Source organism: Spongiactinospora sp. 9N601 (assembly GCF_044326295.1).
In the GTDB taxonomy this organism is placed as follows: Bacteria; Actinomycetota; Actinomycetes; order Streptosporangiales; family Streptosporangiaceae; genus Spongiactinospora; species Spongiactinospora gelatinilytica.
The window spans coordinates 264,197-278,646 of sequence record NZ_JBIRBB010000007.1; the positions used below are offsets into that span (position 1 = coordinate 264,197).

12 protein-coding genes are annotated in these 14,450 nt (G+C 72.3%); 6 read left to right on the forward strand and 6 right to left on the reverse strand.

Translation table 11 applies throughout. The features are described from left to right. The first annotated feature begins 893 nt into the window (after nucleotides 1-893). Together ACH34R_RS18655 and ACH34R_RS18660 are read left to right on the forward strand one after the other, a co-directional pair. Entirely contained in the window at nucleotides 894-1,910 is a 1,017-nt protein-coding gene (locus ACH34R_RS18655) for an ATP-binding protein (RefSeq protein WP_111166998.1), read from the forward strand. A gap of 66 nt (nucleotides 1,911-1,976) precedes the next feature. Then, a complete protein-coding gene (locus ACH34R_RS18660; protein ID WP_111166997.1) occupies nucleotides 1,977-2,363 on the forward strand; it encodes an SCO5389 family protein in 387 nt (128 codons plus the stop codon). Here ACH34R_RS18660 and ACH34R_RS18665 read toward each other — a convergent pair. Genes ACH34R_RS18665 through ACH34R_RS18675 form a run of 3 tightly spaced genes read right to left on the reverse strand, consistent with a single transcriptional unit; the run spans nucleotide 2,360 to nucleotide 5,017 of the window. Then, nucleotides 2,360-3,358: an LLM class flavin-dependent oxidoreductase gene (locus ACH34R_RS18665; RefSeq protein WP_397562708.1), complete on the reverse strand. Its 999-nt coding sequence runs from the start codon at nucleotides 3,356-3,358 to the stop codon at nucleotides 2,360-2,362. The genes ACH34R_RS18660 and ACH34R_RS18665 overlap by 4 nt on opposite strands. Before the next feature lie 6 nt (nucleotides 3,359-3,364). Next, entirely contained in the window at nucleotides 3,365-4,036 is a 672-nt protein-coding gene (locus tag ACH34R_RS18670) for a ribonuclease HII (RefSeq protein ID WP_397562709.1), read from the reverse strand. Nucleotides 4,037-4,075: 39 nt separating this feature from the next. Continuing rightward, on the reverse strand, nucleotides 4,076-5,017 hold the full coding sequence (locus ACH34R_RS18675; RefSeq protein WP_397562711.1) for a LysR family transcriptional regulator: 942 nt from the start codon (nucleotides 5,015-5,017) through the stop codon (nucleotides 4,076-4,078). A 99-nt stretch (nucleotides 5,018-5,116) separates the two neighbouring features. Here ACH34R_RS18675 and ACH34R_RS18680 point away from each other — a divergent pair, with 99 nt between their 5' ends. Further along, nucleotides 5,117-6,421 (forward strand): pyridoxal phosphate-dependent aminotransferase, encoded by a 1,305-nt coding sequence (locus ACH34R_RS18680; RefSeq protein WP_397562712.1) that lies wholly within the window; start codon nucleotides 5,117-5,119, stop codon nucleotides 6,419-6,421. A 57-nt stretch (nucleotides 6,422-6,478) separates the two neighbouring features. On the opposite strand, the gene ACH34R_RS18685 is transcribed toward ACH34R_RS18680, so the two are convergent. Then, nucleotides 6,479-6,964 (reverse strand): hypothetical protein, encoded by a 486-nt coding sequence (locus tag ACH34R_RS18685; protein WP_397562713.1) that lies wholly within the window; start codon nucleotides 6,962-6,964, stop codon nucleotides 6,479-6,481. Between the two features lie 471 nt (nucleotides 6,965-7,435). On the opposite strand from ACH34R_RS18685, the gene ACH34R_RS18690 reads away from it, so the two are divergent. After that, nucleotides 7,436-10,453: an AfsR/SARP family transcriptional regulator gene (locus ACH34R_RS18690; RefSeq protein ID WP_397562714.1), complete on the forward strand. Its 3,018-nt coding sequence runs from the start codon at nucleotides 7,436-7,438 to the stop codon at nucleotides 10,451-10,453. A gap of 315 nt (nucleotides 10,454-10,768) precedes the next feature. On the opposite strand, the gene ACH34R_RS18695 is transcribed toward ACH34R_RS18690, so the two are convergent. Next, nucleotides 10,769-12,229 carry a methyltransferase gene (locus tag ACH34R_RS18695; RefSeq protein ID WP_397562715.1) on the reverse strand — a complete coding sequence of 487 codons (1,461 nt, stop codon included), beginning with the start codon at nucleotides 12,227-12,229 and terminating at the stop codon, nucleotides 10,769-10,771. A 129-nt stretch (nucleotides 12,230-12,358) separates the two neighbouring features. Between ACH34R_RS18695 and ACH34R_RS18700 the strand changes: the two genes are divergently transcribed. Further along, on the forward strand, nucleotides 12,359-12,679 hold the full coding sequence (locus ACH34R_RS18700) for a hypothetical protein (RefSeq protein ID WP_111166989.1): 321 nt from the start codon (nucleotides 12,359-12,361) through the stop codon (nucleotides 12,677-12,679). A gap of 36 nt (nucleotides 12,680-12,715) precedes the next feature. On the opposite strand, the gene ACH34R_RS18705 is transcribed toward ACH34R_RS18700, so the two are convergent. Then, nucleotides 12,716-13,309, reverse strand: coding sequence for a TetR/AcrR family transcriptional regulator (locus tag ACH34R_RS18705; RefSeq protein WP_111166988.1), 594 nt, complete (start codon nucleotides 13,307-13,309; stop codon nucleotides 12,716-12,718). Between the two features lie 25 nt (nucleotides 13,310-13,334). Here ACH34R_RS18705 and ACH34R_RS18710 point away from each other — a divergent pair, with 25 nt between their 5' ends. Beyond that, a complete protein-coding gene (locus tag ACH34R_RS18710) occupies nucleotides 13,335-14,273 on the forward strand; it encodes an SURF1 family protein (protein ID WP_397562716.1) in 939 nt (312 codons plus the stop codon). Nucleotides 14,274-14,450 lie beyond the last annotated feature (177 nt).

Here is a 14,450-nt window from a genome sequence, read left to right on the forward strand (position 1 = left end):
AAGTTGGTGAAGGTTCATGGTCATCGGGGCCGTGTGGGATGAGGTGCCTGGAGGTCTCGGTCGTGGTTGGTGGCTGTGGTGGGTCGAGGCGGGTATCGGTGTGCCGGTGGCGGTAGCGCCGGGCGGAGCCCGGCTTTAGGAAGACAGGCCGAGCGTCAGCGAGGTCCAATGCCCGCGGAGCGCGACCCCCGGGCGAAGCCCGGGCCTGAAGAGCAGGGCGAGCGTCAGCGAGGTCAATTCCGCGCGAAGCGCGGGCCCTCGGCGAAGCCCATTCAACGTGCGGAGCACGGCCCTCTTGGGCGGAGCCGTCTAACGCGCGGAGCGCGGGCCGCGGGCCTTTGGGCGGAGCCCGTCTAACGCGCGGAGCGCGGCTCTTCGGGCGGAGCCCGATCCCTGCGCGAGAGCGCGGCCCGGGAAAGCAGGCCGAGCGTCAGCGAGGTCCAATGCGCGCGGAGCGCGGACCCTTGGGCGAAGCCCGCCCAACACGCGGAGCGTGACCCCCGCGCGGAGCGCGACTCTTCGGGCGGAGCCCGACCCCCTGCGCGCGGAGCGCGCAGGGGGTCGGAGCCCGGGTGGGAGGCTGGCCGAGCGTTAGCGAGGTCTGCTGGAGGCGCGGCGGTCGTCGCCTCTGTGTGAAGAATCGCTGGTCAGATGATCAGAGCTGCAGGTCGACGCGCCCTGCCGACTACGGCAACTTCCTTCACCTTGGTGGCATTCCGCGCAGTAAGGCGGCGGCTTGGAACGACCTATGCCGCATATCCCAGCAGAACGGTGCGGCTCGACGAAGAGATCGGGCGATGGGGACGACAGAGCGGCGGCGGCGTGGCATGATTCGTTCAGCCAGTCATAGGAATGGTTTTCATAACCGTATCGGAATCGGGGTGTGAGCAGGCGTGCGTGTTGCATTCGTCGGCAAGGGCGGTAGCGGCAAGACGACCATGTCAGCGCTGTTCACGAGGTACATCGCGGCTCGTGGCGCGCCCGTGGTCGCGATCGACGCGGACATCAACCAGCACCTCGGCATGGTGCTCGGCGTGGAGCAGACCCCCACGCCCATGGGCGCCCACCTCGCGGAGATCAAGGAGTATCTGCGGGGCGACAACCCGCGCATCAGCTCCACCGAGGCGATGGTGAAGACGACGCCGCCCGGCCGGGGTTCCCGGTTGCTCAAGATCTCCGAGGCGACCGACCCGATCCACCAGCGCTTCTCGGTCACCACCCCGGAAGGGCCCGGCCTCATGGTCACCGGTCCCTTCGACGAGGACGACCTCGGCGTGGCCTGCTACCACTCCAAGACCGGGGCCGTCGAGCTGTACCTCAACCACCTCGTGGACGGCCCCGGCGAATACGTCGTCGTGGACATGACCGCCGGGGCCGAGTCCTTCGCGTCGGGGATGTTCACCCGGTTCGACATGACGTTCCTGGTGGCCGAGCCGACCCGCCAGGGGGTCGGCGTCTACCGGCAGTACCGCGACTACTCGGCCGAGTTCGACGTGCCGATCGCGGTCGTGGGCAACAAGGTCCAGGGCCCGGAGGACGTCGAGTTCCTCAAGGGGCACGTCGGCGATGACCTGCTGGTCTGGTTCGAGCACAGCAGGGCCGTGCGGGCGCTGGAGCAGGGCCGGCCGTTCGGGCTCGATGACCTGGAGCCGGCCAACACCGCCGCGCTCGCCGTACTGCTGAGCCACCTCGACGCCCAGCAGAAGGACTGGGAGAAGTTCGGCAGGCAGGCCGTGGAGTTCCACCTGCGCAACGCGGCGGCCTGGGCCAGCCGGGCCGCGGGCGAGGACCTGGCGGGGCAGGTCGATCCGGCGTTCGTGTTCGGGCCGCCGAAGCCGCAGGCCCAGCCGGTACCGGCGCCATCCGCGAGCACGGACGCCAAGCCGGTACACGCGAGTGTCGCCCCGTAGCCACCTAGAGCAGATAAATCCCCCCATCTAGCGTCGAAATCAGTCCCTTCCGGAAGGAGACCCAGCATGTCGCTGACCGTTCCCAACGATCTACTCGACCAGGCGGTGGCAGGAGAGATCGACGACGCGGCGTTCGTCGGCTGCGTCCGCGACTCGCTCCCCTACGCATGGTCCCTGATCAGCGGGCTGGTCGAAGAGCGCGACCGCTCCGGCGCCGCGTTCGCCGACAACCAGACGCCCCCGCCCGACGAGGCGGCCCGTGGCCAGTTGCTGCGCTGCCTGGCCAGCGACGCCATGCGCGGGGCACTGGAGCGCCACTTCGGGGTACGGCTGGCCTTCCAGAACTGCCACCGTGTCGCCGTGTTCGACCCGACCGCCACCGAGGCCCTGCGCGACTTCGTCACCCCAAGGGCCCAGATCCTCAACCAGAAGCCCGAGCTGGTGGACTGCTAGCGGCCCGCGCGTACCCGAGGTAGCACCTCGGCTCCGAGGCGGGTGATGTTCTGGAGGGTGCGGGCGGGTCCGCCCGCACCCTCCACCATGTAGATCAGGTGCCGCAGGCCGGTACGGCGGAGCGTGGCGAGCGTGGTCTCGACGCAGTGGTCCGGCGAGCCGACGGGGTGGATACGACACAACATGTCGACATAAGCCGAAATATCCTGCTCCCGCTTCGGCCGCCCGTCCACCGTCACGTAGCCCGCCAGCCCGGGCCCCAGCCACGACGGCATCACGGCGGCCAGCTCCCGCCGGGCCTCCTCCGTCGTGTCGGCCACATGCCCGACCACCGCCGCCACATGATCAACGCGATCCGACACTCTCGCGTACTCCGCGAGCATCGCGGCCTTCTCCTCGTCGTCCATGTGCATCCCGAGCAGCATCGGCAGCCCGCGCTCGGCCGCGAGCGCCAGGGTCCCGCTCGACGTACACGCCACCACCGGACGCAGCTCCGCGCACCCCGGCGGCATCATCGGCACCTCGCGAAACCGGAAGAACTCCCCGTCGGCCGCCACCTTCGCAGACCCGAGGGCCGCGCACAGCAGGTCCAGCGACTCGGGGAACCCCCGCTCGAAGCGTTCGATCCCGGTACCGAACACCTCCAGGTCCATCCACGGACCGCCGCGCCCCACCCCCAGCACGAACCGCCCGCCCGACGCGTGGTGCAACACCGCCGCCTGCTCGGCCAGCGCCACCGGGTGCTGGGTGGACAGCACGCTCACCGCCGTGCCCACCCGGATGCGGGACGTACGACCGAGCGCCACCCCCGCCAGCGTGACCGCCGACGGACACACCCCGTACGACATGAAATGGTGCTCGGCGATCCACGCGTCATCGAACCCGGCCGCCTCGGCGGCGGCGATCGCCTCGACGGTGTCGGCCAGCACGTCACCCGCCGCCGCGCCCGGGAACTGGGCGGCCGTCAGAAAAACCCCGGCACGGAAGTCGTTCATCGGCGATCACATGGCGAACAGGTCGAGTTGGCCTTCGGACACGGCAGGGTCGCGGTGCTTCTTCAGGTGCCGCCAGCGCGGCAGGTCGTCGAGGTAGGACCAGGAGAGCCGGTGGTGCGGAGTGGGCCCCAGTTCGGCCAGGGCCGCCTGGTGCGCCGGTGACGGATAACCCGCGTTGTCGGCGAAACCGTACTCCGGAAATCCCAGCTCCGCCATATACCCGTCCCGGCGAACCTTGGCCAGCACCGAGGCCGCCGCCACGGAGATCGACGCCTGATCCCCCTTGACCTCGCACCGGACCGGCCACGGGGAGCCGATGTAGTCGTGCTTGCCGTCCAGGATCACCACGTCAGGACGGTACGGCAGCGCGTCGAGCGCCCGCCTGGCCGCCCGCCGCAGCGCCTCGGTCATGCCCAGTTCGTCGATCTCGGCGGCGCTCGCCTCACCGTGGCCGATGCCCGCCGCCCACTCCTGGACCTCGGCCGCGACGGCCGTACGGCGGGCGGCGGTGAGCAGTTTGGAGTCGGTGAGGCCGCTCGGCGGGTCGGACAGATCGGTCACCACCGCGCACACCGACACCGGACCGGCCCACGCTCCCCTGCCGACCTCGTCGATCCCGGCGACCAGCCGGGTCCGCCCGCCCAGCAGTGTCCGCTCGATGGCATAGGAAGGGTTCACGCCGCGAAACGCTACCGCGGGCGCCACGCCCGTACGGTGTCAACGGGCCGCCAGGCGCAGCGGTTCGAGGTCGGCCGCGAGGACGCGGGCCGCCACGTGCATCGCCCGCAGCGTCACCGACACCGAAGGCCGGTTGACGCTGGAGGCACGCGCGATGGCCAGCACCTCCCGCCCCGGCGGGTCGCCGGGGAACTCCCGCACCACGATGCCGCGCACGCCCGAGGCCAGCGCCAGCGCGGGCACGGCCGCGATCCCGATGCCCTTGGCGACGAGCCCGAGTATCGTCCCCAGCCCCTCGAACTCCCACGGCACCGGCAGCGCGCCTCCCACGTCGGCCAGCATCCGATCGACCGCCAGCCGGGACGGTTCGCCGTCGGGGGTGGCCATCCACGGTTCGTCGCGCAGCTCGGCGAGCACGACCGGCCGGTCCGGGTCGGCCATCGGGTGCTTGCGCGGCACCACCAGCACCAGTGGGTCGCGCAGCAGCGGGAACGCCCGGAGCTGGTCGGCCGAGCGCTCCCGGTCCCGGCCGTACCAGTCGTCCACCAGGGCGATGTCCACCTCGCCGGACTCGACCTCGCGCATGCCCCGCCCGGAGCGGGCCTGCCGCATCCGCAGCGTCAGGGCGGCGTGCCTGCGCAGCGAGCGGGCGAGCGCGGGGGCGAAGGCGACGGCGGCGGTGGGGAACGCCGTGATCAGTACGCGCCCGGAGGGCGTGGCGGCGTGCGCGGACAGGTCGGATTCGGCGGCCTCGACCATGGACAGGATGCGCTCGGCGTGCTCGACCAGCCGCCGCCCGGCGTCGGTCAGCTCGGCGCTGCGCGCGGTGCGGTCGATCAGTGCGGTGCCGGCCTCGCGTTCCAGCGCCGCGAGCTGCTGGGACACCGCTGACGGACTGTAGCCGAGCGAGGCCGCCGTGGCGGCGATGCTGCCCCGCCGGGCGAACTCGCAGATCAGCGCTAACCTTCGGAAATCAAGCATCAGCCTTCCTTACGCCTACCCTCCGAAAGCCTCGCTTGTTCTTACGCCTATGTCCAGCCACGCTGGAAAGGTGTCGGTTAACGACCTTGGAGGCACCCCTTGAACGTCACGTTGTCCGCGACCTTGGCGGCGAACGAAGACATCGACCGAAGACGGCGTGCCGGGGAGCGGGTCATCAACCTCGCCTTCGGCGAGGCCGGTCTGCCCGTTCACCCGGCCCTCCAGCGGCGGCTGATCGCGGCGTCGGAGCGCAACGGCTACGGCCCCGTGGCCGGCGCGCCCGACCTGCGTGTGGCGGCGGCCGGATATTGGGAGCGCCGCGGCCTGGCCACCGACCCCGACCTGGTGGTCTGCGGCCCCGGGAGCAAGCCTCTGCTGTACGGCCTGCAACTGGCGATCGGCGGTGACATCGTCCTGCCGATGCCGAGCTGGGTCAGCTACGCCGCCCAGGCCGACCTCGCCGGGGCCCGGTCGCTGCTGGTGCCCACGCCTCCCGGCGAGGGCGGCGCGCCCGACCCGGACCTGGTCCGCTCCGCCGTACTCCACGCGCGGGGGCAGGGCCGCGAGGTGAGTTCGCTGCTGGTGACCCTGCCGGACAACCCGACCGGCACGCTCGCCCGCCCGCAGACCATCCGCCGCCTGGTGGAGCTGGCCCGCGAACTCGACCTCGTCATCATCTCCGACGAGATCTACCGCGACCTCGTCCACGACCCGGCCGCCGACTACCTGAGCCCGGCCGACATCGCCCCGGAGCGCACGGTGATCACCACCGGGCTGAGCAAGAGCCTGGCGCTCGGCGGCTGGCGGATCGGCGTGGCCAGGCTCCCCGACGCGGGCTACGCGCTGCGCGAGCGGATGCTCGCGGTGGCCAGCGAGATCTGGTCCAGCCCGGCGGCGCCGGTCCAGCAGGCCGCGGCGTATGCGTTCACCGAGCCCGACGAGCTGGTCGAACGGGTGACCGACAGCCGGCGGCTGCACGGCGCGGTGCTGGGCGCGGTGTGGACGCGCTTCGCCGAGGCGGGCGCGAAGGTCGCCGAGCCGCAGGGCGGCTTCTACTGCTACCCCGACCTGACCCACCTGCGCGACCGGCTGGGCGTGGCGACGGTGCAGGAGTTCTGTGCGCTGCTGCTCGACCGGCACGGCCTCGGCGTACTGCCCGGCCACGCCTTCGGCGACGACCCGGGCGCGCTGCGGGTCCGGGTGGCCACCAGCCTCCTGTACGGCGAGACCACCGAGCAACGGCTGGCCGCGCTGCGCTCCTCCGACCCGGTGGCCCTGCCGTGGATCGCCGCCGCGCTCGACCACCTGAGCGAGAGCCTGCGCGCGCTGCCCGCCGGGCCGCAACAGCAGGTGTCCCGCACCCGGATCGGCCCCTCCCTCATTCCGGCCGCCGCCGCGAACTGACCGAACGCGCGAAAGGCCCCGCCCAGATGGTCCGGGCGGGGCTCCTCGATGTTCGGGTTACAGGTCTTCGTCGGCCTCGAAGATGTAGTCCCAGCGACCGCAGTACTTCTTCTTCTCCTGCTCGGAGTGCCAGTAGCAGACGCGCACCTGCACGCTGTCCACCTCGTGGCCGGAGTAGTGGAAGCTCCGGTAACCGGACGAGCCGCACTTCTGGACCGAGCGGGTCCACTCGTCGCCGTCCTCGTTTTCGAACTTGACCTGCGCGTACCCGCAGAGGTACCAGGGCGAGTTCTTGTCGTAGAGCCGGCCGGACACGCGGACCCTGCCGTCCTCGTCGGCCCAGACGTCGCCGCGGGCCTTGGCTCGCGAGCCGTCGTACCACTTGGAGTAGTTGTAGCCCCAGGAATCCTCGAAGTCGGCGGCGATCGTGGCCGCCGCGGGCGCGGTGGCGGAGGCCGAGGCGGCGGAGGCCGGCAGTGCGATCGCCAGCGCGGTGGCGGTGACGGCGGCCAGGCCGAGCAGGTTGCGGGTCGTGCGACGCATGGTTGTGCTCCTGTACTGAGGACGAGTACCTTGCCCCGTTTCCGGGGCGATGGGTCATTGGTAACCCCGCCCGCCTGCACCGCGCTTACACGGCGTTGACACCTGCCTGCAAAGCGCTATCGCCGGGTTGACGGCGGCTTGCAAGCCCGACCGCTAAGGTGAGCGGGCAAGAACATGAGCGGGCGGCACCAGGGCGACACAGAAAACAGGGCGACACAGAAAAGGGGCCCGCACCCCCATGCGGGCCCCGCCGAATATGTCGGGCACGTACGAGGTCATGGCCGCCCCCGTGATAGGGGCCATGGCCTCTGCGCGTGAACACAGCGTCACCCACCCCGCTCAACAGCAGATCAACAGCGGATCAACGGCGAGTGACAGCGGTGCCATGGCGCACGAGCGCCTTTGGCGCGGCGGCGCAAGGTTCTATCATTTGGGCCGTAAAACTTCCCATTAGCGGCGGGGACGTGCGAAATGGCTGTTCAAGGCACAGAAGCCGGGCTGCGCTTCGCCGTACTGGGTCCGGTGCGGGCATGGCGGGACGATGACGAGCTGGATCTGGGCACTCCGCTCCAGCGTTCCATCCTGGCGATGCTCCTGCTCAGGGAGGGTCGTGCGGTCACCCCCACGGAGATGATCGACGCGGTCTGGGGCCAGGACGCGCCGCCCCGGGCGCTGGGCGCGCTGCGGACGTACGTGTCGCGGCTGCGTGCCGTACTGGAGCCGGACCGCTCGCCGCGCAGCCGCCCCGACCTGCTCACCTCGGTCGGCAAGGGCTACGCGCTGCGGCTGCCCGAGGGCACGCTGGACCTCACCGTCTTCGAGCGGCACATCGCCCAGGCCGACACCGCGCGGCGGGCCGGGCGCGTCGAGGAGGCCGCCACGCTGCTGCGCGGGGCGCTCGCGCTGTCCGGCGGGGAGGCGCTGGCCGGGGCCGTCGGCCCGTACGCCGAGCACCAGCGCGAACGGCTGGCCGAGCGCCGGATGCTCGCCATCGAGGCGCTGATGGACCTGGACCTCCAGCTCGGCCGGCACGACCAGGTGGTCTCCGAGCTGATCGTGCTCACCGCCGACCACCCGCTGCGCGAACGGCTGCGCGCCCAGCTCATGCTGGCCTACTACCGCTGCGGGCGGCAGGCCGACGCGCTGGCGGTGTTCACCGAGACCCGCCATGCGCTGATCGAGGAGCTGGGCGTGGACCCCGGCCCCGAGCTGACCGCCCTGCACCAGCGCATCCTGGCCGCCGACCCGACGCTGGCCGTACCGGACGAGCCGCAGGCCGCCGTACGACCCGCCGAACAGCACCCGGCCGGCGGCGACCTGGACCCCCCGGAGGCCGATGAGGAGGAACTGCCCCGACCAGCCCAGCTTCCCGCCGCGGTCAGCGACTTCACCGGCCGCCGCGAGGTGGTGGCCCGGCTGCGCGCCCTGCTCGCCGAGGCCGCGCGCGACGACCGGCAGGAGGGCGGGATGGCGGTCGCGGCGATCTGCGGCATCGGCGGCGTCGGCAAGACCGCGCTGGCCGTGCATGTGGCGCACGCCGCGGGCGATCTGTTCCCCGACGGGCAGCTTTATGTGGACATGCGCGGCCACGGTACCGAGCAGACCACGCCGCACTCGGCGCTGGCCGCGTTCCTGCGCGCGCTCGGCATGCCGCCGGACATCATCCCCGAACGCACCGCCGAACGCTCCGCACTGTACCGCTCGCTGCTGGCCGAACGCCGGATGCTGGTGCTGCTGGACAACGCGCGCAGCACCGAGCAGGTCAGCCCGCTGCTGCCGGGCGCGCCCGGCTGCGCCGCGATCGTGACCAGCCGGACCAAGCTCGCCGACCTGCCCGCCGCCCGGCTCATCGACCTGGACGTACTGGAACCGACCGAGGCGCTTTCGCTGTTCGGCGCGGTCGCCGGGACCGAACGGGTGGCCGCCGAGCGGGCCGCGGCGATGGACGTGGTGGCCGCCTGCGGGTTCCTGCCGCTGGCGGTGCGGATCGTGGCGGCCCGGCTGGCCGCCCGCCCGTCCTGGACGGTGGCCTCGCTGGTGCCCCGGCTGGCCGACGAGCGCCGCCGCCTGGACGAGCTGAAGGTCGGCACGCTGGCGGTGGACGCGACCTTCGCGCTCGGCTACAACCAGCTCGATCCCGCCCAGGCGCGGGCCTTCCGGCTGTTGTCGCTGCCCACCGGCCCGGACATCTCCTCCTCGGCCGCCGCCGCGCTGCTGGACCGCGCCCCCGTCGAGGCCGAGGACCTGCTGGAGTCGCTGGTGGACGCCAGCCTGCTGGAGGCCCCGGCCCCCGGCCGCTACCGCTTCCACGACCTGCTGCGGCTGTTCGCCCGCCGGGAGGCGGAGGACTCCGAGCACCCCGAGGCGCGCGAGCAGGCCCTCGCCCGGTTGCTGGACTTCTACCTGGCCACCGCCAAGGAGGCGCACCGGCTGGGGTACGAGGGCAGCCGCGTGTCCGACGGGTTCGCGGTGTCCGGCAGCGGGCGGGCGTTCGGCAGCGCCGACGAGGCCGTGGCGTGGCTGACGGTGGAGGCCGACGCGCTGTTCGCGGTGATCGCGCAGGCCGCCGACACGCCGGGGCGGTCCATCCTGCCCGCCGCCGACCTGCTGCTGGCGATCGAACCGCTGCTGGAGTCCGGTACGCACGGCCGGGAGCTGGAACGGCACGCCCGCCAGGTGATCGCCGCGGCCGGGCGGGACGGCGACCGGCACAGCGAGGTGCGCGCCCGGTACATCCTGGGGCGGGTGCTGTTCGGCATGGACCGGCTGCGCGACGCCGAGGAGCAGTTCGCCGCCGCACTGGACCTGGCGGAGGCGAGCGGTGAGCGGATCGTGCTCGGCGAGACGCTGAACGCGCTGGCGGTGGTGGCCGGCCGGCAGCGCCGCCACCACGAGGCGCTGGCGCACTTCGACGCGGCCATGCGGGTCTACCGGGACATGGACGCCCCCGCGGGCGAGGCCCTGGTGCTCAGCTACTCGGTACGCGACCACCTCGGACTCGGCCGCGCCGACGACGCCATCGCCGCCGCCGAACGCGGACTGGCGATCTTCACCGAGATAGGCAGCGGCGCGGGCACCGCGCGGGCCCGCTACCACCTGGGGATCGTGCTGTCCAAGGTCGGGCGGCTGAACGAGGCCGTGCACCATCATGCCGAGTGCCTCGCCTTCTTCCGGGCCAGTAACCAGCACGTGTGGGAGCAGCGGGTCTGTTGCCGGCTGGCGGAGACGTTCATCGCGGCCGGCCGGTTCTCGGACGCGGTACGGCATGCCGAGCAGGCCCTGACGGTGAGCCGCCAGATCGGCCACCCGTACGGCGAGGCGCTGTCACTGGCCGTCCTCGGCCGGGCCCTCGCCGAACTCCGCGACACAGGGCGCAGCCGGGAATGCCTGCGCCGGGCGTACGACATCTTCGCCCGGCTCGGCACCCCCGAGGCCGGTGACCTGCGCATCCTGCTCGAACGCACCCAGGTCGACCAGGTCGGTACCTGAGCCGCCCGAATCGGTGAGCGCGCAGTCCAGCCCGGCGAACAGGTCGTCGTCGAGACGTGTCATCCGCACATGGTTGATCACGTTGGCCGTCCTCGTCTGCCAGGCAAGGGAAGAAAGCGGCCCGACCGGCCACCTTGCCGCCGCACGACGCTAGGGGGCCCGGATTACCGGATGCGCCGTGCGACGGTCAGCCGCCTCACTCTGGCGACCGGCCGGACCTGAGCACGTCCCTCGAACCCCCCAAGGTCCGTGCTCATGGCGAAAAGGCTCCCCAGTGGGAGTCAACATCCGATCAACGCTGAATGAAACGGCGGGTCAGAGCGTGAGGAAGCCCTCCGCGAGCAACATCCGGACCGGCTCGGGGACGCCGTTCGCGGGCTCGGTCCCGGTGAGTTCGGCGATCGCCGCGAGCAGCGGCCCGAGCGGCAGGTCACCGTCGCACACCCCGGCAAGCGCCGCCTCGGCCGTGCCCACCTGGGCGGTACGGCGCAGCCCGCGCGTCTGCCTGAGCAGGATGCGCGCCGGGTCCTCGGCTCCCGGCGGGCCGATCCGCTCCTCCACGACGCCTTCGGCGAGCCGGAGCCGGGCGGCCAGCAGGTCGTCGTCGCCCGCCCGGTGCGAGGCGGCGATCGAGGCGAGCACGTCGTCCACGTAGCCGCCGACCGGGAGTTCCACCCGCTGGGTCAGTTCTTCGACGCGTACCACGGGGTCGTCCGCGCCCGAGGCGTGCAGGGTGATCCAGCCGAACCCGACGCCCGTGGCGTTCAGCGCGGCCAGCCGGTCCAGCCAGGCGTCATAGCGCCGCCGGTAGCCCGCGCCGCCGTGCTCGGCGGAGTCGCGCAGCCACAGCTCGACGTACTCGGCCACGTCCTGGACGTCGCGCTGGACGGCCCAGCCGTCGCAGCCGGTCTCGGCCAGCCAGCCGCCGACGCGGTCCCGCCAGTCCTCGCCCTTGACGTGGAGCCAGTTGGCCAGCAGGTGGCAGCGTCCGCCGGGGGCGAGGTGGCGCGGGGCCCGCCGTACCAGGTCACGGCAGAAGGAGTCGGCGCCCTCCCCGTGACGGTCGGATCGGTAGACCAGCCCGTCGTCCGGGGCGATCACGAACGGCGGGTTGGACACCACCAGGTCGAACCGCTCGCCCGCGACCGGCTCGAACATCGGGCCCTGCCGGGCCTCGACGCCCTCGGTGATGCCGGACAGCCGCCAGCTCAGCCGGGCCAGCGCGAGCGCGCGCGGGTTGACGTCGGTCGCGACGATCCGCTCGGCCCGCCCGGCCAGGTGGAGCACCTGGACGCCGCAGCCGGTGCCGAGGTCCAGCGCGCGCCCGGCGGGGCGGGTGGAGGCGAGCTGGGCGAGGTTCGCCGACGCGCCGCCCGCGCCGACGACGTGATCGGGCCGCAGCGGCGGGTCGCCCGGCCGTACCTTGCGGTCCGACACGACGTGGCCGCCGGTCTCCCACGGTTGCAGATGTACGGCGGCGCGGACGCCGTCCGGGGTCGCGGTCAGCAGCCCGGCCGCGCCCAGATCCGCCCACAGCCCGCCGGCGACGGGCAGCGCCGCCTCCGGGACCGGCACGCCGAGCCACCACAGCCGGATCAGCGCGGCCAGCGGGTCGGTGTCGCGGGTGGCCCGCAGCGCCGGGACGACCTCCTCGCGGGCGAGCGCGGCGGCGGCCGTGTCGCCGAGCCGGGCGCGTACGCCGTCGAGGGTGTAGCCCGATTCGGTCAGCAGCTCACGCAACCCGACGATCTGGTCATCGGCTATATTCACCGGCATTCACCCTCATTCCCTACCAGTACCGCGCACCTTCCCGTTACTGACCTGCAAGCGGACGGCAAGGACGCCGAGGTACCTATGGTGCGGTAAACCCTGCTCATCCGTACGACCCCTGGAGGCGGATCCCCGATGTTGATCCCCTGCATGGCCTGCGACTCCCGGTTCCTTCCCGACGAGTACTTCCGCGCCTGCCACAACTACCAGCGCGGAACGGATTCCGTCGCATGGACCTGCCCACACTGCGGAAACCAGGACGACCTTCGCATTCTGCCGGGTGAGCTGGGATTCGGAGCCACCGGCCGCGGCCGGTTCGACGTCCATGACCGCGTACGCGTGCCCGGCCTGCGCCGCCGCCGCCAGGACCTGCGGCTGGACATCTCCCTGGACCAGAAGGTCTGGCGGGTGCCGACCGCCACGCGGCGGCCCGGCGAGGCGCGCTGCTTCTTCTGAGTCTTGCGAGTGCTTCTGAATCTCGCGAGGGGCGCCTCAGGGCGTCTGGCGCAGGCTGTGCCAGGCCGCCGCGCTCAGCGCGGCGATCTCCTCCGGCGTCGGCTGGTGGGCGCCCGCGAACCACAGGCGGCATATCTCCTGGGCGGGCCCCAGCCACAGCACGTAGCACATCGTGGTCGGCACCGGCTGGAGCAGCCCCGCCCGCATGTGCGGACGCCACCACTCCGAGACCTTGCGGAAGAACGCGCGCCGGGCCTCGCCCACCTCCGCGCCCCCCGGCTCCTCGCGGCGCGGCGGACGCTCGCTGATCAGCACGCGGGCGCGCTCGGGGTACTCGCCGCACCAGGCCATGTGGAAGGCGACGATCGCCTCGATGCCGGCCCTGGCCTCCTCGTGGCGGGTCAGCTCGGCGAGGAACGCCTCCTGGTACATCGTCTGGATCTCGGCGTAGAGCACGCCGTAGACGTGTTCCTTGCTGGCGAAGTGGTGGTAGAAGCTGCCGACGCTGACCCCGCTCTCCTCGCGCAGGCTGGCCAGTGTGGTGGCAGACACGCCGTCCTGGCTGAACCGGCGCAGCGCGCCGTCGATGATCCGGGTACGGCCGTCGCGTCCGCTCTTGACACTCTTCACGTGGTCAATGGTGGGGGAGCGGAACGTGCTCCGCAAACGCCGTCGCGTCCTGGCTGACCTGCGGGCGGAGCGGCCCGGCTCGGGGGAGCGCCCCTATGGACGGAGCAAGGGGTCCGGCGCCTACCCTGAAGTGGTGTACCGGTTCCTGCTGACCCCTCGATGGCTCGTGCTGCACGTGGTGGTGCTGCTGGTCATCCCGGCTTTCGTGTTCCTGGGGCGGTGGCAGTTCGGCCGGTACGAGGAGCGTTCCGGGGACAGCGAGCGGATCACCGCCAGCCTGCACGCGCCCGCCGTACCGCTCGCGCGGCTGGCCCCGCCGGGCGCGCCTTCCGTACGGCCGGCCGACGAATATCGCGCCGTCGAGGCGTCCGGCACCTACGACGCCGGGCACGGGCTGCTGGTCCGCCGCCGCCCGCAGAACGGCATGACCGGCTACTACGTGCTCACGCCGCTGATCACCTCGCCCGGACAGGCCGTGATCGTGAACCGGGGGTGGGTGCCCGCGGGCGCGACCGCCGACACCCCGCCGCAGGTGCCTCCGCCGCCCACCGGGCAGGTCACCGTGACCGGACGACTGCGACTCGCCGAGAACGAGGAGAGCGCGGGCATCCGCGACCGGCGGGGGCTGCCGCCCGGGCAGGTGCTGCTGATCGACACGACGGCGATCGGCGCGGGCCTGCCGTACAAGATCGTCGGCGGGTACGTCGAGCTGACCGCGCAGCGTCCGGCCCCGGCAGGGGCCCCCGAGCCCGTCCCCGAACCCGACGTCGCCAGTGGCGGGGGGCTCAACCTCGCGTACGGCGTGCAGTGGTGGCTGTTCATCGCCATCGCGGTCGGCGGCTGGATCTTCCTCATCCGCCGCGAGGCCGCCGACATCAAGGCCGGTACCACCGAGACGGACTCCGCGAACACGGACGAAGAGCGCCAAGAGGAACCGCTGCCCGCCGCCGAACGGCCGGGCTGACCCTCCGCGAAGAACGCGATACAGACAGCCGCGCGTGGCGCGGGCGCGAGCGTGGGTCCGGAGAATTCAGCGGAGCGTCCCGGCCGCGCCACGCCGGGTTATTCCGGCCGCCCGGAGGGGCGAATTCCCGCCCTCGCCGGCGAGTATCGGCAGCCCGCGGTGCAGGAACGGATACCA

Bases quoted from the DNA above. Each gene is read 5' to 3' on its own strand.
- ACH34R_RS18660 (WP_111166997.1), top strand. From the start codon at position 1,977: ATGTCGCTGACCGTTCCCAACGATCTACTCGACCAGGCGGTGGCAGGA.
- ACH34R_RS18665 (WP_397562708.1), bottom strand. From the start codon at position 3,358: ATGAACGACTTCCGTGCCGGGGTTTTTCTGACGGCCGCCCAGTTCCCG.
- ACH34R_RS18675 (WP_397562711.1), bottom strand. From the start codon at position 5,017: ATGCTTGATTTCCGAAGGTTAGCGCTGATCTGCGAGTTCGCCCGGCGG.
- ACH34R_RS18685 (WP_397562713.1), bottom strand. From the start codon at position 6,964: ATGCGTCGCACGACCCGCAACCTGCTCGGCCTGGCCGCCGTCACCGCC.
- ACH34R_RS18690 (WP_397562714.1), top strand. From the start codon at position 7,436: ATGGCTGTTCAAGGCACAGAAGCCGGGCTGCGCTTCGCCGTACTGGGT.
- ACH34R_RS18695 (WP_397562715.1), bottom strand. From the start codon at position 12,229: ATGCCGGTGAATATAGCCGATGACCAGATCGTCGGGTTGCGTGAGCTG.
- ACH34R_RS18700 (WP_111166989.1), top strand. From the start codon at position 12,359: ATGTTGATCCCCTGCATGGCCTGCGACTCCCGGTTCCTTCCCGACGAG.